Annotated in this window: 23 protein-coding genes; 15 read left to right on the top strand and 8 right to left on the bottom strand. The window is 66.8% G+C overall.

Annotated features, from left to right (window positions below):
• Window positions 1-102 precede the first annotated feature (102 nt).
• A complete protein-coding gene (locus M2334_RS16535; protein ID WP_264571511.1) occupies window positions 103-255 on the top strand; it encodes a hypothetical protein in 153 nt (50 codons plus the stop codon).
• 59 nt (window positions 256-314) lie between these two features.
• Here M2334_RS16535 and gdhA read toward each other — a convergent pair whose 3' ends face one another.
• Window positions 315-1,664, bottom strand: a complete 1,350-nt coding sequence (gene gdhA / locus M2334_RS16530) for an NADP-specific glutamate dehydrogenase (protein ID WP_264576881.1) — start codon at window positions 1,662-1,664, stop codon at window positions 315-317.
• A 471-nt stretch (window positions 1,665-2,135) separates the two neighbouring features.
• Here gdhA and ung point away from each other — a divergent pair, with 471 nt between their 5' ends.
• Window positions 2,136-2,876, top strand: a complete 741-nt coding sequence (ung, locus tag M2334_RS16525; RefSeq protein WP_264593450.1) for a uracil-DNA glycosylase — start codon at window positions 2,136-2,138, stop codon at window positions 2,874-2,876.
• Window positions 2,877-2,950: 74 nt separating this feature from the next.
• Window positions 2,951-3,880: a DUF808 domain-containing protein gene (locus tag M2334_RS16520; protein ID WP_264606001.1), complete on the top strand. Its 930-nt coding sequence runs from the start codon at window positions 2,951-2,953 to the stop codon at window positions 3,878-3,880.
• Between the two features lie 58 nt (window positions 3,881-3,938).
• Here M2334_RS16520 and M2334_RS16515 read toward each other — a convergent pair whose 3' ends face one another.
• Window positions 3,939-4,310 (bottom strand): hypothetical protein, encoded by a 372-nt coding sequence (locus tag M2334_RS16515; RefSeq protein ID WP_264606000.1) that lies wholly within the window; start codon window positions 4,308-4,310, stop codon window positions 3,939-3,941.
• Window positions 4,311-4,336: 26 nt separating this feature from the next.
• On the opposite strand from M2334_RS16515, the gene M2334_RS16510 reads away from it, so the two are divergent.
• Complete coding sequence (locus M2334_RS16510) at window positions 4,337-5,449, top strand: serine hydrolase domain-containing protein (protein ID WP_264593447.1); 1,113 nt, start codon at window positions 4,337-4,339, stop codon at window positions 5,447-5,449.
• Window positions 5,450-5,873: 424 nt separating this feature from the next.
• Here M2334_RS16510 and M2334_RS16505 read toward each other — a convergent pair whose 3' ends face one another.
• The 3 genes from M2334_RS16505 to pdxH are packed head-to-tail and all read right to left on the bottom strand — an operon-like array spanning window position 5,874 to window position 8,333.
• Window positions 5,874-6,701, bottom strand: a complete 828-nt coding sequence (locus tag M2334_RS16505) for a PhzF family phenazine biosynthesis protein (protein ID WP_264605999.1) — start codon at window positions 6,699-6,701, stop codon at window positions 5,874-5,876.
• Window positions 6,698-7,702, bottom strand: coding sequence for a cation diffusion facilitator family transporter (locus M2334_RS16500; protein WP_264605998.1), 1,005 nt, complete (start codon window positions 7,700-7,702; stop codon window positions 6,698-6,700). The genes M2334_RS16505 and M2334_RS16500 overlap by 4 nt, the downstream gene beginning before the upstream one ends.
• A gap of 10 nt (window positions 7,703-7,712) precedes the next feature.
• On the bottom strand, window positions 7,713-8,333 hold the full coding sequence (gene pdxH, locus M2334_RS16495; RefSeq protein ID WP_264605997.1) for a pyridoxamine 5'-phosphate oxidase: 621 nt from the start codon (window positions 8,331-8,333) through the stop codon (window positions 7,713-7,715).
• Window positions 8,334-8,506: 173 nt separating this feature from the next.
• Here pdxH and M2334_RS16490 point away from each other — a divergent pair, with 173 nt between their 5' ends.
• The 11 genes from M2334_RS16490 (at window position 8,507) to M2334_RS16440 (ending at window position 19,421) form a co-directional block, all read left to right on the top strand.
• Window positions 8,507-9,202 carry a DUF4136 domain-containing protein gene (locus M2334_RS16490; protein ID WP_181560877.1) on the top strand — a complete coding sequence of 232 codons (696 nt, stop codon included), beginning with the start codon at window positions 8,507-8,509 and terminating at the stop codon, window positions 9,200-9,202.
• A gap of 93 nt (window positions 9,203-9,295) precedes the next feature.
• Window positions 9,296-10,222 (top strand): DnaJ C-terminal domain-containing protein, encoded by a 927-nt coding sequence (locus M2334_RS16485; RefSeq protein ID WP_264593442.1) that lies wholly within the window; start codon window positions 9,296-9,298, stop codon window positions 10,220-10,222.
• 94 nt (window positions 10,223-10,316) lie between these two features.
• Window positions 10,317-11,273, top strand: coding sequence for a YihY/virulence factor BrkB family protein (locus tag M2334_RS16480; RefSeq protein ID WP_264572320.1), 957 nt, complete (start codon window positions 10,317-10,319; stop codon window positions 11,271-11,273).
• A complete protein-coding gene (gene fabI / locus M2334_RS16475; protein ID WP_181560875.1) occupies window positions 11,270-12,079 on the top strand; it encodes an enoyl-ACP reductase FabI in 810 nt (269 codons plus the stop codon). Before M2334_RS16480 ends, fabI begins: the two co-directional genes overlap by 4 nt.
• A 52-nt stretch (window positions 12,080-12,131) precedes the next feature.
• A complete protein-coding gene (aroC, locus tag M2334_RS16470; RefSeq protein WP_264588275.1) occupies window positions 12,132-13,202 on the top strand; it encodes a chorismate synthase in 1,071 nt (356 codons plus the stop codon).
• Window positions 13,199-13,786 carry a hypothetical protein gene (locus M2334_RS16465; RefSeq protein WP_264605996.1) on the top strand — a complete coding sequence of 196 codons (588 nt, stop codon included), beginning with the start codon at window positions 13,199-13,201 and terminating at the stop codon, window positions 13,784-13,786. Before aroC ends, M2334_RS16465 begins: the two co-directional genes overlap by 4 nt.
• Before the next feature lie 27 nt (window positions 13,787-13,813).
• Window positions 13,814-14,230: a secondary thiamine-phosphate synthase enzyme YjbQ gene (locus M2334_RS16460; RefSeq protein WP_264585966.1), complete on the top strand. Its 417-nt coding sequence runs from the start codon at window positions 13,814-13,816 to the stop codon at window positions 14,228-14,230.
• A gap of 73 nt (window positions 14,231-14,303) precedes the next feature.
• Complete coding sequence (locus M2334_RS16455; RefSeq protein ID WP_264577869.1) at window positions 14,304-15,626, top strand: dicarboxylate/amino acid:cation symporter; 1,323 nt, start codon at window positions 14,304-14,306, stop codon at window positions 15,624-15,626.
• A gap of 8 nt (window positions 15,627-15,634) precedes the next feature.
• On the top strand, window positions 15,635-16,570 hold the full coding sequence (locus tag M2334_RS16450; RefSeq protein ID WP_413716452.1) for a glutaminase: 936 nt from the start codon (window positions 15,635-15,637) through the stop codon (window positions 16,568-16,570).
• A gap of 107 nt (window positions 16,571-16,677) precedes the next feature.
• Complete coding sequence (locus M2334_RS16445; protein WP_264605994.1) at window positions 16,678-17,478, top strand: class I SAM-dependent methyltransferase; 801 nt, start codon at window positions 16,678-16,680, stop codon at window positions 17,476-17,478.
• Window positions 17,479-17,564: 86 nt separating this feature from the next.
• Window positions 17,565-19,421, top strand: coding sequence for an ABCB family ABC transporter ATP-binding protein/permease (locus M2334_RS16440; protein ID WP_264605993.1), 1,857 nt, complete (start codon window positions 17,565-17,567; stop codon window positions 19,419-19,421).
• A 1-nt stretch (window position 19,422) separates the two neighbouring features.
• Here M2334_RS16440 and M2334_RS16435 read toward each other — a convergent pair whose 3' ends face one another.
• The 3 genes from M2334_RS16435 to ribA all read right to left on the bottom strand — a co-directional run bounded on the left by M2334_RS16435 (window position 19,423) and on the right by ribA (window position 21,819).
• Window positions 19,423-20,115, bottom strand: a complete 693-nt coding sequence (locus M2334_RS16435) for a methyl-accepting chemotaxis protein (RefSeq protein ID WP_264577872.1) — start codon at window positions 20,113-20,115, stop codon at window positions 19,423-19,425.
• A gap of 100 nt (window positions 20,116-20,215) precedes the next feature.
• Window positions 20,216-20,746: a L,D-transpeptidase family protein gene (locus M2334_RS16430; protein WP_264593436.1), complete on the bottom strand. Its 531-nt coding sequence runs from the start codon at window positions 20,744-20,746 to the stop codon at window positions 20,216-20,218.
• On the bottom strand, window positions 20,743-21,819 hold the full coding sequence (ribA, locus tag M2334_RS16425) for a GTP cyclohydrolase II (RefSeq protein WP_264593435.1): 1,077 nt from the start codon (window positions 21,817-21,819) through the stop codon (window positions 20,743-20,745). The genes M2334_RS16430 and ribA overlap by 4 nt, the downstream gene beginning before the upstream one ends.
• Window positions 21,820-21,829: the final 10 nt, after the last annotated feature.

Raw genomic sequence — 21,829 nt, 5'->3', positions numbered from 1 at the left:
AACTCGTCCGCTTTTCCGGCATTCGTCGCAAAGCCGGGCACCGGCCGCTCTTCCATCCGTTTCTCTCCCATGCCCATCAAGGGCGACAAGAGAGGATGGACCATGGCAAACCAGAACCAGCAGAATGATCAACAGCGCCAGCCCGGCCAGGGCGGCCAGCAGGACCAGTCCAACACGGACAAGTCCGGTCGCCAGCAGGGCGGACAGGACGATCAGAACCAGCAGGGCGGCGGTCAACGCCAGAACCAGCGCTGATCGGATCAGACATGCGAAGGCCGCCGGTGTTCCGGCGGCCTTTGTGTGTCCACCGCGCGTCAGATCACCCCAAGCGCGTCCATCGCCTCGGCCACGCGGACGAAGCCGGCGATGTTGGCGCCCAGCACATAGTCAGCGGGGGCGCCATATTCCTCGGCGGTTTCCGCGCAGCGGTCGTGGATGTCGTGCATGATCGAGGCGAGGCGGCTTTCCGTCTTCTCGAAGGACCAGCTGTCGCGCGAGGCGTTCTGCTGCATTTCCAGCGCGGAGGTGGCGACGCCGCCGGCGTTGGCGGCCTTGCCGGGCGCAAAGAGGATGCCGGCTTCCTGGAACAGCCGCACGGCATCCGGGGTGGAGGGCATGTTGGCGCCTTCGCCCACCGCGATGACGCCATTTTTGAGCAGCGTCTTGGCGTCATTGCCGGTCAGCTCGTTCTGGGTGGCGGACGGCATGGCGATGTCGCAGGGCACATCCCAAACCGAGCCGCCCTCGACATAATGACTCTTGCCGCCCTTGAGGCGCACATAGTCGCTAATCCGGTCGCGGCGGACGAGCTTGACTTCCTTGACCAGTTCGAGGTCGATGCCGTCCTCGTCCATCACATAGCCGTTCGAGTCCGAGCAGGCCGCGATGATGCCGCCGAACTCGATGACCTTCTCCATGGTGTAGATGGCGACATTGCCCGAGCCGGAGACGGTCACGCGCTTGCCATCGAAGCTCTGCTTGCGGGTCGCCAGCATCCGCTGGACGAAATAGGTCGCGCCATAGCCGGTGGCCTCCGTGCGGGCGCGCGAGCCGCCGTGGAACAGCGCCTTGCCGGTCAGCACACCGGCCTCATAGCGGTTGGTGAGCCGCTTATACTGGCCGAACATATAGCCGACCTCGCGCCCGCCCACGCCGATATCGCCGGCCGGCACGTCGGTATATTCGCCCAGATGCCGGAACAACTCGGTCATGAACGACTGGCAGAAGCGCATGATCTCGCCCTGCGAGCGCCCGCGGGGGTTAAAGTCCGATCCGCCCTTGCCGCCGCCGATCGGCATGCCGGTGAGGGCGTTCTTGAAGGTCTGCTCGAAGCCGAGAAACTTGATGATGCCGACATTGACCGAGGGATGGAAGCGGATGCCGCCCTTGTAGGGCCCGAGTGCCGAGTTGAACTGCACGCGGAAGCCGCGGTTGATCTGCACCTGGCCATTATCGTCCACCCACGGCACGCGGAAGATGATCTGCCGCTCTGGCTCGCACAGCCGCTCGATCAGGGCATTGTCCAGATAATGGGGCCGCTTTGCGACGACGCGACCGAGGCTTTCCAGCACCTCCGTCACCGCCTGATGAAATTCCGGCTCGCCGCCATTGCGGCGGATGACGTCATGCAGGACCGGGCGAAGCTTATCGTCAATTCTCAGCAATGTTTGGTCTTTCTTCTCTGGACGTAAATTTGATGGCTGGGCTGGACGGCGCCGACAGGGCGCGCGTGGGGCAGGCAGAGACGAAGCGACCGAACATTGCCGGGCCGAGCAGGACTCAGCGCGCGGTGAAGGCCGGCGGTCGTGCTCTGGTCAGGCCCCGGAAGGGTGGCGGAATGTGATGGAGTGGCGTGGCATCATGCGGACTTTCGGGCGTGGGGCATGCGCGTCTGGAACGTCGCACGGCGGTTCGGCGAAAGGGCCCCGAGCCCGGCGCGCACGGCACCGGGTCCCGGGGCTAGATGCCCGCGAGAAGCTGCCCCGCATGATGGCGGATGGAAAAATGCCTGATGCATATCCGCATGAAAATCCCATGCGTTTCATCGCCTTGCGTGTCAACCGGCAGCGGCTGTCTGCCGTTCGCGCCTATGCGGACTAATTTGCCCGGCGCCGCAAATGCTCTAAGCCGGGCGAATGACTGCCGATGCCGACACCGCCATAACCCCGCCCTCCATCCCTGCCTCGCTCGATGAAAGCTGGCGGGTGGCACTGGCCGATGCGTTCGCCGCGCCCTCCATGGCGCAGCTCAAGGCCTTTCTTCAGGCCCGCAAGGCGGCCGGCGCGCAAATCTTTCCGCGCGGCAGCGACTGGTTCAACGCGCTCGCCCTCACGCCCCTGCCGGATGTCCGCGTGGTGATCCTCGGGCAGGATCCCTATCATGGGCCGGGGCAGGCGCATGGCCTGTGCTTCTCCGTGAAGCCGGGCGTGCGGCCGCCGCCGAGCCTCGTCAACATCTTCAAGGAATTGCGGACCGATGTGGACTTTACCCCGCCCGGCCATGGTCACCTCGTCCATTGGGCGGAACAGGGCGTGCTGCTGCTCAACAGCGTGCTCACCGTCGAGATGGGGAAGGCCGGCGCCCACGCCAATCAGGGTTGGGAGCGGTTCACCGACGCGGTGATCGCCGCCGTCGCCGCGCAGGACAAGCCGGTCGCCTTCCTGCTCTGGGGGGCCTACGCTCAGAAGAAAGCGGCGTTCGTGCAGGATGTGAGCGCGGGGGGGCGGCATCTGGTGCTGAAGGCGCCGCATCCCTCGCCGCTCTCGGCCCATAATGGATTTTTTGGCTGCCGGCACTTCTCGCGGGCCAATGCGTTTCTCACCGCGCAGGGGCGGGGGGCGATCGACTGGTCGTTGCCGCCAGAGCCTGCCGCCTGACCCGCTGCCCGATCTTTCCGCCCGCCGGGAAATCAGGCAGGGTGGCTGCAATATCCTGACGAGGAGCATCCCTTATGGCCTCCGGCCTCGCCGCCCTGCTTGACGACGTCGCCGCCATCGCCCGCCTTGCCGCGGCATCCGTCGACGATGTGACCGCCGCGGCCGGCCGGGCCAGCGTGAAGACAGCCGGCGTGGTGGTGGACGATGCCGCCGTAACGCCGACCTACGTCACCGGCTTTTCGCCGCAACGCGAACTGCCGATGATCTGGCGTATCGCGCTCGGGTCCATTCGCAACAAGCTCCTCATCCTTTTGCCGCTCGCGCTTCTGCTCAGCGCGTTCCTGCCGCAAGCGATCACGCCGCTGCTGATGGTCGGCGGCACCTTTCTGGCCTTCGAGGGGGCCGAGAAGATCATCGAGATGCTGCGGGGCGGCCATGCGCAGGAGGAGGACATGCTCCCCGCCGATGGCGACGCCAAGGCGCTGGAAAAGGCGAAAGTCTCAGGCGCGATCCGCACCGACCTTATCCTCTCGGCCGAGATCATGGCGATTGCCCTGGCTGACGTGGCGAGTCGGCCGCTGCTCACGCAGGCGCTGGTCCTCGCCGTCGTGGGCCTGCTGGTCACCGTCGCGGTCTATGGTGTGGTCGGGTTGATCGTGAAGCTCGACGATATCGGTCTGCATCTGGCCAAGACCGGTGGCCCTTTGGTCCAGCGGGTGGGTCGCGGGCTGGTGCGGATGATGCCGGGCGTGCTGAGCCTGCTCGAATCGATCGGCATGGTAGCGATGCTGTGGGTCGGCGGCGGGATCATTCTGCACGGGCTGGAAGGCACGCCGCTGGCTGTGCTGCCCCATGGCCAGCATGCCATTGCCGAAGCGGTGAGCCACGCGCCGGCGATCGTCTGGACCATCAGCGCGATGCTGGCGGCGCTGTTCGGCTTCCTCGTCGGCTTGGTGGTGGCGGCGGTGGTGCACCTCATCCAGCGGCTGCGCGGCAGGCACTGATCTATCTTAGTCCCTCCTCTGAAGAGGAGGGGAGATATGACGGGCCACCCTACGCCCCTCAGCGCTCGGGCATGCAGCCGAAGCCGGGCTTGAGTCGCGCGGATCGCGTGGCCAGCATGGGTATTTTGGCGGTCAGGCGCCGGGCCTCGGGTGCATCCTCATAGCGCACGAGCGCTATCCAGGGCACGCCGGCCAGATCGCTCTGGCAGCTTTCGAGCGGGCGATTCTCGACGTAGCGGCACGAGCAGCCTAGGCGCGCGGCGAGGCCGGCGGCCTGGTCGGCCTCCCGCTCCCAGCCCGGCCAGCTCACCGCGACCCAGAAGGCGACCAGAACCACCGGTAGCAGCGCGAGCCAGCCGCTCGCGCGCTTCATCATGGCCTTGCGCTTGAGAGGATCGCGCTGCCCCCACATCTGATTATCCCCTTTCATCGCGCTGCGTGATAAGGCCGCGCGCCATGAAGATCAAAAGCCTTTCCCGCTGGCTGTGCGTCACCGCCGCCAGCCTGATGCTCGCCGGAGCGGGCGCATCGCAGGACGTGCCGGCCAGCCGCTATGCCGTGCTGAAGGACAGCCCCGGCCTTTCCGCCATGGCGCTGCGCGAGGCGGTGGACCCGCTGTTCGATCCCGGCGATGGCGCGGACGTCGGCGAGACGCGCGCGCTCATCGTGATGCGCGGGGGTGAGATCGTCGCCGAGCGCTATGCCGATGGATTCACGCCGCAGAGCCGCTTCCTGAGCTGGTCGATTGCCCGCACCGTCACCGGCCTCATCGCCGGGATGATGGTCTCCGACGGTCTGCTGGCGCTGGACGATCCGGCGCCCGTCGCCGCCTGGCGACAGACCGGCGATCCGCGCGCCGCGATCAGCTTGCGGCACCTGCTGCAGATGAGCAGTGGCCTGCAATATCGCGAGGATTGGCAACCGGGCGAGCCGAGCGACACTCTCGCCATGCTCGCGGGCGAGGGCAGCACGGATCAGGCGGCGTTCGCAGCGGCCAAGCCGCTGGTGCAGGCCCCGGGCGTGACCTTCGCCCCGAGCGCGGGCAGCACCATGATCCTCACCGGCATCATGACAGACCGGCTGACGGCGAATCAGGACCCGCTCGCCCGCCGCGCCGCCATGGCCCGCTTTCTCGATGCCCGCTTCGCGCGACCGCTCGGGCTCAAGGACTTCGTGCCGGAATTCGATGCGCGCGGGACGCTCGAGGGCGCGCTGATGATGCATATGACGGCGCGCGACTATGCGACGATCGGCGAACTCATCCGCCAGCGCGGCCATGTCGCGGGGCGCCAGATCATCGCCGATCCCTGGTTCGATTTCATGACGGCGCCGTCGCCCGCTCATGCCGCATTTGGTGGGCATCTCTGGCTCAACCGGGGCGGCGACCCCTCACCGCTCTTTCCGGGCCAGGCCGGTGCCGGCGTGATGGCGGCGGTGGGCGAGCGCGGCCAGTTTGTTCTCGTTTCGCCCGAGCAGCGACTGGTCATCGTCCGCCTCGGCATCACCCGCGAGGAAGACATGGACGCCCTGCGCGAAGCCATGGCGCGGCTGGTCCGGCGGTTTTCGTGACTGGTCAGGAGTGTGGCGCTGCCAGTTTAACGGACCAACCGTAGCACGAGGCGTTGGCGTGGATGACGCTCGCGCGCGGTGCGTCGGTCACGACGACCAGCGTTGCCTGCGCCCACTCCAGACGAACAGCTGGTTGACCATCGATCGCTACGGCTCGACAGGCGAAGAGCCGATCCGTTGGAAGCCAGCGGGGCTGTATCCAGACGACTCTGGAGAAGCCGGACAAAGCGCCGCAGTCCGTCATTTGAACGCGCGCTCCGGTCCAACCGTCGGGCGAGAGACTTTCATAAAAAGTCGTTGTGTCGCACATTGCGCTGCCGGCTGACCGCACAAGTCCGAATGCCAGAATGAGGAGCAAGGCGGCGCAGCCCAAGTGGAACTGCCGACGTTCGTTTTGCGTCAGTTCTCTCTTGCTCATGGCGGCTTACCACCCTGAAAGCAAAAACTGCCCCTCGATCACCGTGCGGCATCGACCGGTGAGAATGACGCGGTCGCCGGTGCGTTCGCAGTCGACATAGCCGCCGCGCGCGCTGGCCTGATAGGCGGTGAAGCGGTCGCGGCCGAGCCGGTCGCTCCAATAGGGCGTGAGCAGGCAATGGGCCGAGCCGGTCACCGGGTCTTCGTCGATCCCTGCGCCCGGCACGAAGGCGCGGCTGACGATATCGGTCTCGGCGCCCGGCGCGGTGGCGATGATGAGCAAATTGCCGAGCTTGCCGAGCGCCGCGAAATCGGGGCGCAGCGCGCGCACTTGCGCGTCGTCCGCATAGACGAGCAGGCGATAGCCGCCGTCGCGGGCGTGCGTCTCCTGCGGCGCGGGGCCACCGAGCAGGGCGGCGATTTCTGAAAGGTCCGCCGGCGTCATGGCCATGCCCGGCAGATCGAGCCGGTAGGTATCGCCTTCACCGCCCGCCACGCGTTCGACCACCAGATCCCCGGCCTGCTGTGTGCGGAAGCGCAGGCTCTGTCGCGCGGCGCCCATCAGGGCATGACCGCTCGCCAGCGTGGCGTGGCCGCACAGCGCGACTTCCACGGTCGGCGTGAACCAGCGCAAGTCATAGTCCGCCCCGGCGCCGGGCGGGAGCGGCACGGCGAAGGCAGTCTCCGCGAGGTTATTCTCCTGCGCGATCGCCTGCAGCACATCGTCCGCCAGCCAGTGATCCAGCGGCATGACAGCGGCGGGGTTGCCGGTGAACGGCGCATGCGCAAAGGCATCGACCTGGACGAAAGGGAGGATCATCGGCGCTGCCGTCATGGGGCGGGCGTCTCCGGCCCGGGCGTCTTGTCGCTCGCGGCGGCTTCGTTGACGAGCACCGTGCGGGCATCCTGCTGGGTGAGCAGGTCGCTTTCCGGCTGGTCGGCGGGGTCGGGGTGGATGATCAGCTCCAGGCCGGGGAAGTCGGCGGTCAGGTCGCGGGTGATGTCCTCCATCACGTCATGCGCCTGTTTCAGCGACATATGCGGGTCGAGCCAGATGTGGAACTGGGCGATGTCATGCGATCCGCTGCTGCGGGTCCGCAGATCGTGGATGCCGTGCAGGGCGGGGTGCCGCTCGGCAATGTCGAGGAAGCGCTGGCGCTTTTCCAGCGGCCATTCCTTGTCCATCAGCTCGCCAATGGCGTGCATCGCCGTCCGGCCCGCATTGAGCGCCAGCCACAGGCCGATACCGAGGCCGAAGAGCGCGTCCGCGCCGCGCAGGTGCAGCGCCGTTTCCAGAACCAGCGCCAGGATGACCGAGCCATTGAGCAGCAGGTCACTGCGATAATGCAGGCTGTCCGCGCTGATCGCGACCGATCCCGTCGCCCGGATCGCACGCGCCTGATAGCTGACGAGCAGGATGGTCAGCACGATGGCGAGGATGGAGACGCCGATGCCATATTCGATCGCCGTGGGCGTGCCGGCACTGCCGAACCGCTCGACCGAGCGCAGGATGATGAGGACAGCGGCAACGCTGATCAGCGAGACCTGAAACAGCGCGGCCAGAGCCTCCGCCTTGCCATGGCCGAACCGGTGGTCGTAATCCGCCGGGCGCGCGGCGAGGCGGACGGCGAAGAGCGTGACGAGGCTGGCAACCAGATCCAGCCCGGTATCCGCCAATGAGCCCAGCATGGCGATGGACTCGGTGCGCAGCACGGCCCAGCTCTTGGCCGTCGCGAGAATGAGCGCCACGGCGACGCTGGCGAGCGCGGCCTTGCGATTGATCGCCCCGGTCGTGGCGAGATGATCCTCGTGCGCCGGAGGCCTCGCCGCACTCACCGGCCATGCCTCATGGATAGAGCATCTGCGCGGCCCAGCGACCCGCGCCGTCCGCCTCGTAGCGGCGACGCTCGTGGAGGCGGAAGGCCCGGTCCAGCCAGAACTCGATTGCGCGCGGGGCAAGGCGGAAGCCCGACCAGTGCGGCGGGCGGGGCACGTTGACGCCGGCGAAGCGCGCCTCGACCTCCCTGATGCGATCCTCGAAGGTTTCGCGGGCATCCAGCGGCCGGGACTGGTCGGATGCCCAGGCGCCGATCTGCGACACGCGCGGGCGCGAGGCGAAATAGGCGTCCGCCGTTGCGGCATCCACCGGGCCGACCGGTCCCTCGATCCGGATCTGACGCCGCAGCGACTTCCAGTGGAACAGCAGGGCCGCCTCGGGATGGGCGAGCAGTTCCCCGGCCTTGCGGCTCTCGAAATTGGTGTAGAAGGTGAAGCCTTCCGGCCCATAGCCCTTGAGCAGGACCATGCGGGTGGAGGGGCGGCCCTGCGCATCGACGGTCGAGAGCGCCATGGCCTCGGGATCATTGGGCTCGCTGGCCCGGGCGTCGGCCATCCATTGGGCGAAGAGGGCGAAGGGGTCGTCCGTCAGCGTGGTCGGTTCGGATGAGGTCGCGGTCTGTGTCGTCATGCGCTTCACCTAGCCTGTGCGGCCGCGCGTGGAAACTCTCCTGTCGCTTCCTGCCCCGAAGGCGCGATGCCCATTCATATGGGGGCAAGGCGTGGGTCGATAGACTATGCGCGCCGATGCTGGACCAGTTGGGTGGGCTGGCGCGGAAACAAGCTCTGCGCAAGAGGACCACCATGAACGCCTCCGTCCCTGTCCGCTTCATCGCTGCCCTCTCCCTCCTCGCGACCGCCGCGCCGGGCGTTGCCCAATGGGGTCGCGGCCCGGATCGCTGGGGCGGCTCGCGCATCGATTCGCCGCGTGCACCCCTCGTGAGCAGCGGTCGGGACTCGCGCGAAGGGCAGGTCGATGCCGCACAGTTCACCGCCGAGGGCGGGGCCGCGCGGCTCGGCAGCGGGCCGGTCCAGGTTTCGACGCTGACCGGCGCGGTCGATGATGTCCCGGGCACCGCGCCCTTTGAAGCGGCGGTGATCGATCAGTTGGTGAAGGCCGGCTATGATACGCTGGCGCAGTCGCAGGGCGACAGCGGGCAGGTGACCGAACTGCGCATCCGCCGCGAGACGCTGGTGCCCGAGGAGACCAAGCGCAAGCCGGTGAGCGGCGAAATGATGGTCGGAACCGGCACCTATGGCTCGACGATGGGCATGGCGCTCGCGGTCGATCTCTCCAAGCCGCGCAAGGCGCTGGTGTCGACCCGCATGGAAGCGCGCATCCTCGACAAGGCTACCGGCGCGCCCCTGTGGGAAGGCCGGGCCGAGATCGCGACGCGCGAGGGCGATTCGCGCTGGAGCGACCAGGCGATCGCCACGCGCCTCGCCGAGGCGATGTTCGAGCGCTTTCCGAACGGGCCGGCACGCGTCGCCGCGCGCTAGCCGCACGCGCATCCCCACTTGCGGCGCCGCGCCGCAATCGCCAGATGAATGCCATGAGGCATGATATCTTCGTGAACGGGTGGGTAGAACGACATGGCTGATCCCTATTCGCTGCTGGGCGTCCCCCGCAGTGCGGACGAGGCGGCGATCAAGTCCGCCTATCGCAAGCTCGCCAAGGAGCTGCATCCGGACCGGAACAAGGACAATCCCAAGGCCGCGGAGAAATTCTCCGAGGTCACGCGCGCCTATGATCTGCTGTCCGACAAGGACAAGCGCGCCCGGTTCGACCGGGGCGAGATCGATGCCGACGGCAACCCCACGCATCCCTTCGGCTTTGGCGGACAGGGCGGGGGCCGCTCGCAGGGCGGCGGGCCGGAAGGCTTTGAGTTCGGGGCCGGCGGCCCGGACTTCTCGGATATTTTCGAGGGGCTGTTCAGCGGTGGACGCGGGCGACCGGGCGGCGGCTTCGGCTTTGGCGGGCGCGGTGCGCCACCGCCGCAGCGGGGCGCCAACATGGCCTATCGCCTGTCCGTTCCGTTCACCGATGCCGCGACGCTGGCGCCGCAGCGCATCACGCTGGCGGACGGCAAGACCATCGATCTTAAGCTGCCTGCCGGTGTCGAGAATGGCACCCAGATGAAGCTCAGCGGCAAGGGGCAGCCGGGCCCGGCGGGCGCGGGCGATGCCATCGTCACCATCGAGATCGGCGATCACGCTTTCTACAAGCGCGATGGCGACAATGTGCGGCTGGACCTGCCGATCAGCCTCAACGAGGCCGTGGCCGGCGCGCGCGTCAAGGTACCCACGGTCGATGGGCCGGTGATGCTCGCCGTTCCGGCGGGCGCCCATTCAGGGCAGACGCTGCGGCTGAAGGGCAAGGGTTTCCATCGCAAAAGCGGTGGTCGCGGTGACCAGCTCGTCACGCTGATGATCGACGTGCCGGGCCATGATGCCGCGCTGAAGTCTTTCGTGGAGAGCTGGAGCGACACGCGGCCGTTGCGGACGCATCTGGGCGTGTGATCCCGGCGCGGGCAAGCCCTGCGCTATGGCCGGCGACGAGGGGCGCATGTGCGCGATTCCCTCGCCTGCCGCTTTGTTCTAGAGATCGGGCGTGCTGACCAATCCCTCTCCGCAATCGCCTGAAGCGCGCCGTCGCCGGTTGCGTGATCGGGGCGAGCGCCTGCGCGCGGAAATCGAGCGGAGCCGCTGGGCGAGCCGCGCTTTGGCCGTGGTCAAGCGCGTCGCGGTCGGTGTTTATAATGACGGCTTCATTCATGCCGGCAATCTCGCTTATCTCACGCTGGTCGCGGTTTTTCCCTTCTTCATCCTTGCTGCGGCAATCGCGCAGATCCTCGGGCGCACCCGCGCCGGTCTCGAAACGGTGAACGGTTTTCTGCTGACGGTGCCGCCCAGCGTCGCACAGGTGCTGCGGCCGGCCATCGTCGATGTGCTGGAGGCGCGGACCGGACCCTTGCTCTGGCTTGGCGCGATCATCGGCCTGTGGACCGTCGGCAGCCTGATCGAGACGATCCGCGACATTCTCCGCCGGGCCTATGGCACGCGCTCGACATCGCCCTTCTGGCATTATCGACTGCGGGCCATGGGGATCATCGTGCTCAGCGTGTTCGGGGCGCTGCTGGCGCTTTCCCTGCAGGTGCTGCTCGTCGCGGCGGAGACGATCGTCGAGCAATTGCTGCCGGGCAGCGACCAGGCTTTCGCCATTCTTACCGCCACCCGCTTCGTGCCGGCGATCATCCTTTATCTCGCGCTTTACTTCATCTTCGCGGCGCTGACCCCGAGCCGTTATCGCGCCAAGCGCTTCCCGAAATGGCCCGGCGCGGCGTTCACGGCGGGCTGGTGGTATGTCACCTCGTTGCTGCTGCCGCTCTTCTTCTCCAACATCACCAGCTACAGCCTGACCTATGGCGGTCTGGCGGGCGCGATGATCACGCTCATTTTTTTCTTCATCATTGGGCTTGGCGTGGTAATTGGCGCCGAACTCAACGCCGCGCTGGCTGATTTCCCGGACGGGGAAGAACCGGCGGAAGAGACGGAGGATCCAACATCATGACAGGCCTTATGGCCGGCAAACGCGGCCTCATCATGGGGTTGGCCAACGACAAGTCGCTGGCCTGGGGTATTGCCAAGGCACTTCACGCGCAGGGCGCACAAATGGCCTTCTCCTATCTGGGCGAGGCGCTGGAGCGGCGCGTGCGCCCGCTGGCGGCGGAAGTCGGCTCCGATTTTCTGTTGCCCTGCGACGTGTCGGACATGGCGTCTGTCGATGCCTGCTTCGAGGGACTGGCCGCGCGCTGGCCGACCATCGACTTCGTGGTCCACGCCATCGGCTTCTCGGACAAGAACGAACTGCGCGGCGGTTATGTCGACACTAGTCTCGAAAACTTCCTGCTGACCATGAACGTCTCGGCCTACAGCCTCGTCGCCGTGACGAAGCGCGCGGTGCCGATGATGAGCGAAGGCGGGTCGATCGTCACGCTGACCTATTACGGCGCCGAGAAGGTGATCCCCCACTATAATGTGATGGGCGTCGCCAAGGCCGCGCTGGAGACCAGCGTCAAATATCTCGCCATGGACCTGGGGCCGCAGAACATCCGCGTGAACGCGATTTCGGCCGGGCCGATCAAGACGCTCGCGGCATCGGGCATCGGCGACTTCCGCTACATCCTCAAGTGGAACGAGCTGAACTCGCCGCTGCGCCGCAACGTCACCATCGAGGATGTCGGCGGGGCCGGGCTGTATCTGCTTTCCGATCTTGCCTCCGGCGTGACCGGCGAGATCCATCATGTCGATGCAGGCTATAACGTCATTGGCATGAAGGCCGAGGACGCGCCGGATATCGCGCTCGACAAGGGATGAGCGGCAGCGCAGCCGTCTGCGCTGCCCTGGCGGCTGAGCTGGAAAGAATGGCATGAGCTTCAATAGTTTCGGGCGGGTCTTCCGCTTCACCACCTGGGGCGAGAGCCATGGCCCGGCTATCGGCGCCGTGGTGGATGGCTGCCCGCCGGGACTGGCGCTGAGCGAGGCCGATGTGCAGCCCTGGCTGGACAAGCGCCGCCCGGGGACGTCGCGCTTCACCACCCAGCGGCAGGAGCCGGATCAGGTGCGCATCCTCTCCGGCGTGTTCGAGGGGAAGACGACCGGCACCCCGATCAGCCTGATGATCGAGAATGTCGACCAGCGCTCCAAGGACTATTCCGAGGTCGCGCAGGCCTATCGGCCCGGCCATGCCGATTATGCCTATGATGCCAAATATGGCCTGCGCGATTATCGCGGCGGCGGGCGCTCATCCGCGCGCGAGACGGCGAGCCGGGTCGCGGCGGGTGCCGTGGCACGGCTGGTGGTGCCGCAGGTCCAGATCCTTGGCTATGTCAGCGAGATCGGCGGGGACGCCATCGATCCTGCGGCATTCGATGCCAGCGAGATCGGCAACAATCCCTTCTTCTGCCCGGACCCGGCTGCGGCCGCGCGCTGGGAAGCGCTTGTCGATGCGGCCCGCAAGGATGGCTCCTCGCTCGGCGCCGTAGTCGAATGCGTCGCCATGGGCGTGCCCGCAGGCTGGGGCGCGCCGCTGTATGCCAAGCTGGACAGCGAACTGGCGGCGGCGATGATGAGCATCAACGCGGTGAAGGGCGTGGAGATTGGCGATGGCTTTGCCGCAGCGCGGCTGCGCGGCGAGGAGAATGCCGACCCGATGCGCCCGGGCAATGACGGGCGACCCGTGTTCCTCGCCAATCATGCCGGCGGCATCGCCGGCGGTATCGCCACCGGTCAGCCGATCCGGGTGCGCGTGGCGTTCAAGCCGACCAGCTCGATCCTTATTCCGCAGGAAACGGTGACGCGCGAGGGGACGGCAGCGGACATCCGCACCAAGGGCCGCCATGATCCCTGCGTCGGCATTCGCGGGGTACCGGTCGTTGAGGCGATGATGGCGTTGGTGCTGGCCGATCAGGCGCTGCTCCACCGGGCGCAATGCGGATGAGGACGGCCCTCGCCATCCTCGCTCTGGCAAGCCTTGCCGCCTGCCAGTCCCAGCCTGAAGATCCGGACAATGGCGCGCAGGCGGGTCGCAACATGGCTGTGCCGGCCAATGACATCGCCGACGCGGCGAATGCGGCTGCAGAGCCGGCGGAGGCAGAGACGCTCGACCAGGTCGGGCCGATCCGCATCGGCGCGACCCTCGCCGAGCTGGCCGCTGAAGGGCTCGCGGTCGCCGGGCGGGATGATCCCATGCCGGGCTCGACCTGCACCTATGCGCATTTCAAGGGCTGGCCGGAGGCGGCGGTGATGCTGGATGGCGACCATGTCGTGCGGGTCGATGTCTCCGATGCGCAGCATGAGGGACCATTTGGCCTGCGCGTGGGCCAGAGCGAAGCCGAGGCGATCAAGCGGCTCGGTTCGGCCGAAGTGCAGCCGCATCCCTATACCGGGCCGACCGGCCATTATCTGGTGTTGCATCGGGCCAATGCGCCGACGGGGCTGATCGCGGAGACGGACGGCAAGACCGTGCAGAGCTGGCGCATCGGCCAGTGGGAGCAGGTCCAGTGGGTCGAAGGCTGCTCGTGATCTTTGCGCCCGCCGGTCATGGCTGATCTGCGGCAGGCCAGCACGGTCCTGCGCATCGCGACGCCGGGGCAGGCCATGGTGGAGATCAGCCGCGAGGTTTCGCACTGGGCTTTGGCGCAAGGAATGGACGAAGGCCTGCTTACCGTTTTCTGCCGCCACACCTCCGCCTCGCTCACCATTCAGGAAAATGCCGCGCCGGCGGTGCAGAAGGATCTGCTCGCCTGGCTGGCGCGGATGGCGCCCGAGGACCAGCGCTACCTGCATGACGATGAAGGGCCGGACGATATGCCGGCGCATCTCAAGGCCGTACTGACCGGTGTTTCGCTCAGCGTGCCGCTGATCGGCGGGCGGCTGGCGCTCGGCACCTGGCAGGGCATCTATCTGGTCGAGCATCGCCGTGCCCCGCATCAGCGCGAGGTGGCGTTGCATCTTCTAGGATGCTGAGTGGCTTTTTGCGTATTTGCGATGCGCTCCCCGCACTGTTAGCCTGCTTCGCAACACCAAAAGGGGATCGAGCATGACCGAAGCCAGCGCGGGCGAAGACCGCAAGGAAACGCGCCTGCAATACTGGATGCTCGGCGGGTTCCTTGCGGGGCTGGTGCTGGGGCTGATCGTCCACAGCGTCGCGGCGGACGCGGCCTGGGTGGCGATCGTCACCACCTATGTCACGCAGCCCATTGGCCAGATCTTCCTGCGCCTGCTGTTCATGCTCATCATTCCGCTGCTGGTCTCGGCGCTGATCGTGGGCGTCGCGGATATGGGGGAGGCGCGGCATCTCAAGACCGTGGGCCTGCGCACCTTGCTCTACACGGTCGTTGTTTCCAGCATTTCGGTCGCCATCTCTCTGGCACTCGTCAATCTGCTCCAGCCGGGCGGCGGCATCGATCCGGCGCTGGCCCGGAGCATGATCGCGCAATCCTCGGAAGGGGCGGCCTCCATCGTGGCGCAGGCCGGCGAGTCCAAAACCGGCGTCGAGGCGGTGCTGGCGATCGTGCCGACCAACTTCGTCGCGGCGATGAGCGCGAACGACATTCTGGCGGTGATGTTCTTCGCGCTCTTCTTCGGCGTCGGCTTCCTGCTGGTCGATCCAGCGAAGACCGCGACGATCAAGGCCGGGTTCGAAGGCATTTTCGAGGTCTCGATGCGGCTCATCGGCCTTGTCATCAAGCTCGCGCCCATCGCCATCTTCTGCTTCATGTTCAATCTGGCGGCGCTGTTTGGCTGGGAACTGATCGGGCGTCTTTCCGCCTTTGTCTTTGTCGTGCTGCTGGCGCTCGGTATGCAGATGTTCGGCGTGTTTCCGCTCATCCTCAAGTTCATCGCCGGCAAGAATCCCATCGCCTTCTTCCGCGAGACCCAGGAAGCGAGCGTGATGGCTTTCGCCACGGCCTCTTCCAATGCGACCCTGCCCACATCGTTGCGGGTCGCCGAGGAGAAATTGAAGCTTCCGCGCCCCATCTCCCGCTTCGTGCTCACCATCGGCGCTACCGCCAATCAGAATGGCTCAGCCATGTTCGAGGGCGTGACGGTGCTGTTCCTCGCGCAGTTTTTCGGCGTCGATCTGACGCTGGGCCAGCAGCTCGTCGTGATGCTCATCTGCATCATGGGCGGGATCGGCACGGCGGGCGTTCCGGCCGGTACGCTGCCGGTAATCGCGCTCATCCTCGCCAGCGTGGGCGTGCCCCCGGCGGGCATCGGGCTCGTGCTGGGTGTGGACCGCTTCCTCGATATGTGTCGCACCACGGTGAATGTGGTGGGCGATCTTGTCGCGGCGCAGGTGATCGCCAGCACCTCAGGCGATGAGCTGCCGCCGGAGCCTGCCGATATCGTCATCCATTGATCGCTCCGATGGCTGGCGACCTGCAGACAATCGTCGACGAGATCGTCGCGGCCATGGCGGCCGAGCGGGATCGCGGCGCCGTCGCGACCTATATCCCCGGCCTTGCCAACGTGTCCCCGGACCAGTTCGGCATGGCCATTGTCGGCGCGGATGGGACCATCGCCATGGGCGGGGATGCGCGCAGGATCTTTTCGATCCAGTCCATCTCCAAGGTGTTCGCGCTCACCATGGCGCTCGGCAAGGTGGGGGACCAGCTCTGGAAGCGCGTCGGCCGCGAGCCTTCGGGCAATGCCTTCAATTCCATCGTCCAGCTCGAGGCCGAACGGGGCATTCCGCGCAATCCGTTCATCAACGCGGGCGCGCTGGTGGTGGCGGACGTCAATCTCTCCGGCCATCAACCCCGCGAATCCATCGGCGCGCTGCTGCGCTTCGTGCGCTATCTGGCCGATGACGAGAGCATCGCCATCGATGAAAGCGTGGCGCGGGGCGAGGCGGAGACGGGCTACCGGAACATCGCGCTGGCCAATTACATGCGGGCCTTCGGCAACATCCACAATCCCGTCGATCTGGTGACGGGCTGCTATTTCCACCAATGCGCCATCACCATGGATTGCGTGCAGCTGGCGCAGGCCGGCCGTTTCCTCATGCTGGATGGACGCCAGCCGGCGGGCGGGCGCGTGGTCTCGCCCCGCCGCGCCCGCCGTATCAACGCACTGATGCTGACCTGCGGCCATTATGATGCCAGCGGCGACTTCGCCTTTCGGGTCGGGATGCCGGGCAAATCCGGCGTCGGCGGTGGCATTCTCGCCGTCGTACCCGGCAAGGCGAGCATCGCCGTCTGGTCGCCCGGCCTCAACGAAAGCGGCAACTCCCACCTCGGCACGCGTGCCCTCGAGCGGCTGGCCGAAGCCACCGGCTGGAGCGTCTTCAGCGCGCGGGCGTGAGCTGGTGAAATCTCTGCGCGCGATCTCGGCGCGATGATAACATGAGGCCCTATGCCGGTGCCGGAGTCCAGACGTTGAGAGACAAGAGCGCACAAACAGCGGAACAATTGCGCCGTTTTGGAGGCGCGGTCGATTTCGGGCGGGCTGCGGCGGATTATGGGCGCCACCGCGCCGGTTTCCCGCCCGCATTCTTCGATCGGCTCACCGGTCAAATTGCCACGCAACCCGGCCAGCGTGCGCTGGACATCGGCACCGGCACAGGGTCCGTGGCGCGTGGCTTGGCGCTCAGGGGGCTGACCGTCACCGGCCTCGATCCGAGCGAAGCTCTGCTCTCAGAGGCGCGCGCGCTGGATGGGGCTGCCAAGCTTGAGGTCGACTATGTCGTTGGGACAGCCGAGGCGCTGCCTTTCGCCGATGGGGCTTTCGACATCGTAACCGCTGGACAATGCTGGCACTGGTTCGACCGGGAGCGCGCTGCGCGGGAAGCGAGCAGGGTGCTGCGGCCCGGCGGCGTTGTGGTCCTGGCTCATTTCGATTGGCTCCCGCTGCCCGGAACCGTTGTGGAGGCGACCGAAGCCCTCATCTTGGCGCACAATCCCGCATGGCCCGGCGCGGGAGGCTGCGGCGTCTACCCGCAATGGCTGGCGGATTTGGCCAGAGCTGGCTTCAGCGAACTCGAAACGGCGTCCTTCGATATCAATCAGCCCTACAGTCATGAAGGATGGCGCGGGCGGATCAAAGCCAGCGCGGGCATCAAGGCGAGCCTCGGGGCCGATGCCACTGCGGCCTTCGATTCGGCTCACGCGGCGATGCTCGCTGAGCGCTTTCCTCGGGAACCATTGCTGGCGCCGCATCGCGTTTGGTGGACAATCGGTCGAAAGCCCGTGCCCTCCGCGCCACAGGGCTGATGCCACGGCAGGCCGCAACGAGGGTAATCGGGCGCGCAAAGCTCACCGCCCTTGGCAAGCGGTGGCCGCGCGCCTAACTGGCATCCATGCCACCGGACAATCAGGATAAGGATCTGCCCACGCCGCCCGCATGGGCGACGTTGCGGCGCTTCCTGCCCTATCTCTGGCCGGCGGGTGAGCCCAATCTCAAGGCGCGGATCATCGTCGCGCTGGTGCTGGTGTTGCTGGGCAAGGCGATCATCCTCGTCATGCCCTTCGCCTATAAGGGTATCATCGACCGGATGGGGCCGGGGATGCAGGCGGGGGTGGCCGTCGCATTGGGGCTGGTTCTGGCTTATGCGGGCGCGCGCTTTGGCGGCGTCGTGTCGGATAATCTGCGCAATGTCGCCTTCGAGCGCGTCGGCCGCAATGCCCAGCGGCTGATGGCGGAGCAGACGCTGCGCCACCTGCACAATCTCTCGCTGCGCTTCCACCTCAACCGCAAGACCGGCGGCGTTACGAAGGTCATCGAGCGAGGCACCACGTCCATCGAGACGATGCTGCACTTCCTGCTCTTCAACATCGCGCCGACCGCGATTGAGCTGATCGCGGTGTGCATCATCTTCCAGGTCAAGTTCGGCTTCGGGCTGGTGGCGGGCACGCTGGTGATGATCGCGCTCTACACGGCCTTCACGCAGAAGATCACCGAATGGCGCAACGCGCTGCGGCGGGAGATGGTCGATCTCGATACCGGGGCGACGGCCCATGCCGTGGACAGCCTGCTGAACTTCGAGACGGTCAAATATTTCACGGCGGAGGACCGCGAGGCCGCGCGCTACGGGGCTGCGCAGCGCAGCTACATGAACGCGGCGACCAAGAGCAACAACAGCCTTGCGATGCTCAACATCGGCCAGGCGCTCATCACCAATGTGATGATGGGCGGCGCGATGGCGTTCACGGTGTGGGGCTGGGCGCAGGGCCGGTTCACGCCGGGCGATGTCGTGCTGGTGAATGCGCTGCTGATGCAGCTTTTCCGCCCGCTCGATCTGCTCGGCATGGTGTATCGCACGATCCGCCAAGGCCTCATCGACATGGAGGCGATGTTCCGGCTGATCGATACCGAGACCGAGATCAAGGACGTGCCCGATGCGCCGCCGCTTACGGTGACGGCCGGCGATATCCGCTTCGAGGACGTGGTATTCGGCTATGATCCCGACCGGACGATCCTCAAGGGCGTGAGCTTCCATGTCGCGGCGGGTACGACGCTCGCGGTGGTCGGGCATTCCGGCGCGGGCAAGTCGACCATCGCGCGGCTGCTCTTCCGCTTCTACGATATTCAGAGCGGTCGCATCCTCATCGACGGGCAGGACATCGCCCGCGTGCAACAGACCTCGCTGCGCGCCGCCATCGGCATCGTACCGCAGGACATGGTGCTGTTCAACGATACCATCGGCTACAACATCGCTTATGGCCGTGACGGCGCGACGCAGGCGGACATCGAGGCGGGCGCGCGCGGGGCGGCGATCGACCGCTTCATCGACTCGCTGCCCAAGGGCTATGACACGCGGGTGGGCGAGCGCGGCCTCAAGCTCTCCGGTGGCGAGAAGCAGCGCGTTGCCATTGCGCGCACGCTGGTGAAAGATCCGCCGATCCTGGTCCTCGACGAGGCGACCAGTGCGCTCGACAGCCGCACGGAAGCGGCGATCCAGACCGTGCTTGATGACGTAGCCGCGCGCCGCACGACGATCATCGTCGCGCACCGGCTCTCGACCATCGTCCATGCCGACAGCATCATCGTGATGGATGACGGCCGCGTGGTCGAGCAGGGCACGCATGCGCAGTTGCTCGCGCTCGGCGGCCATTATGCGCAGATGTGGATGCGCCAGCAGGCCGAGCGGATGAACCCGGAGGCGGGGTTGGCGGCATCCGAACCCAGCGCATCGCTGGAGGATGCGGCGGAGTAGCTCAGGCGGCGATATCCGGCGCGATGCTGTGCTTCATCATGTCCACCGCGCGGGAGGTCGCGAGGCGGGTGTCCCCGGCCAGCTTCTTCACCTCATTGGCGACGACCGCGAAACCCTGACCGGCTTCGCCGGCGCGGGCGGCTTCGATGCGCGCGTTGAGCGCCAGCAGGTTGGTCTGGTTGGCGATGGCGCCGATCGTGGTCACGATGGCCGCCAGTTCGGCCATGGTGGACTGGAGCCGCGCATTGCCGCGCTGCAACTCACCCTGCAGGCGCTGGCTTTCCTCATAGCGGGCCTGCACTTCCTGTTCGAGCTGGACCTGCCGGGTGACGTCGGATGCGATCTTGAGGATGCGCACCGGTCTGCCCTGACAATCGACAACGGGATTGTAGGTGGCCTGAAGATAGACGGGGGCGCCGCCGCGTGAGCGCCGCTCATAGCGGCCGGCGTGGAACGCGCCGGAGGTCAGTGTCCGCCAGAAGGCCGCATAGTCAGTGGAGCGCACGAAGGATGGCGCGCAGAAGATGCGATGATGCTCGCCGACCACCTCATCGAGGCGGTAGCCCAATGTCTCGAGCAGGACGTCATTGGCCCACAAGATGGTGCCTTCGGGGCTGAATTCGATGACGCCCTGGGACCGGCAAATGGCTTGCCAGGCTGCGTCGGTCCGCCCGTCTTCGAGATATGCGTTCATGAATCACCTTGTGGTCGTCCCGGCAGGTGAGGCCCCTGTGGTTAAGCGCTGCTTACCATGGGGTGGTTTCGCGACGAGCCGTTGAATGCGGCAGGATGCGCTATCGCAAACGGAGCGTCGTGCCGGGGCGAAGCAGCCCAAGGACGGTGCGCATGTCGTCCGGGGCGATGGCGACACAGCCTTCCGTCGCCTTGGGCTGGCCATTCTCACCGATCACCCATTGGTGGAAGAAGATCGCGCTGCCCATGCCGGGCGTTGGCGGCGCATCATTATGGCCAAGGACGATGATGACGTCATAGGCCTGATCCGCGCGTGCGAGCAGCTCGTGGCTGGTGTGGCGCGGCAGATGGACGGGGCGGTTATAGGCCGGGTCGGCGGGATCGTCGCTCCAGCCATCGTCCGGCCGGACCCAGCGCCAGGGGATGGCGGGCGCCTGAGCGGCATCGATGCGACCGGGGCGGAGCAGCGCGGCGCGAACCGGCCAGTCACCGATGGGCGAGGCGCCATCGCCCTCGCGCTTGTCCGCCGCAGCGATGAGCCCGCCCTTGCCGACGACACAGGCGCAGGACCAGTCGCCGATGGTCAGGCGCCCCGCCTCGCCATCGACCAGAATGGCTGGCGCTTCGCTCACAACTGATGGCCGGTGCGGTCCCGCTTGGTCGCGAGATAGCGCTCATTATGGGGATTGGAGGGCAAAGCCAGCGGCAGCCGTTCGGCCACGCGGATGCCCTGCGATTCCAGGCCCGCGACCTTCTCCGGATTGTTGGTGAGCAGTCGGATTTCGTCGATGCCGAGCAGATCGAGCATCCGCGCCGCCACGCCGAAATCGCGCGCATCGATAGCGAAGCCCAGGCGGACATTGGCGTCCACCGTATCGAAGCCCTGATCCTGCAACTGATAGGCGCGCAGCTTGTTGATGAGGCCGATGCCGCGCCCCTCCTGCCGGAGGTAGAGCAGAACGCCCCAGCGCGCATGGGCGATCTCGTGCAGAGCGCCGTGCAATTGCGGTCCGCAATCGCATTTGAGCGAGCCAAGCACGTCGCCGGTCAGGCACTCGCTGTGCAGGCGGACGACCGGGGCGCTGCCGTCGCGCTCGCCGATGACGAGGGCGATGTGCTCGCGGGGATCTTCCGGCGAGCGGAAGGCGACGATCTGCGCATCCACGCTGGCTTCGACGGGCAGACGCGCGCGGGCGGCGATGGCGAGCCGGGTCGGGTCTGCATAAGTGGCGATATCGTCCGCGCTCAGCTGCACCTCGGCCTCGGCATCCTCGGAGCCGATGAAGAAGGCGGGCAACATGCCGGCGAGGCGCGCAAGGGTGAGGGCGGCGGCGGCCAGGGCCGGGTGCGGCACCGGCAGGGCGCGGAACGGGCCTTTGAGCGGCGTCGCGAGATCGCGCACCGGATCGGCAATGGCCATGGCGGCGGCGGGCGAATCGATCCAGCGCTCGCGGGCGATGAGCGCCGGCGCTTGTGGGTCCGCCGCCTCCCGCTGGTTGGCGAGCTTGAGCGTGACGGCCCGCGCGGCGGAGAGCAGCAGGGGCGCCTCTGCCGCCGGGTCGAACGAGGAGAGGCTCGTCGGCGTCGCGCCTTCCACAGGCAGCAGCGTCAGCGCCCCACCTGCATCGACACCTGCATCGACCAGCCGGATAGGCCAGCCGCGCCGAAGGGCATCGATGGCGCGAGCCGCAGCGCGCCCGTCCATTATCGCGCGC

Source organism: Sphingobium sp. B11D3D (genome assembly GCF_025961755.1).
Classification (GTDB): domain Bacteria; phylum Pseudomonadota; class Alphaproteobacteria; order Sphingomonadales; family Sphingomonadaceae; genus Sphingobium.
This window is presented reverse-complemented; position numbering and strand designations above follow the sequence as displayed.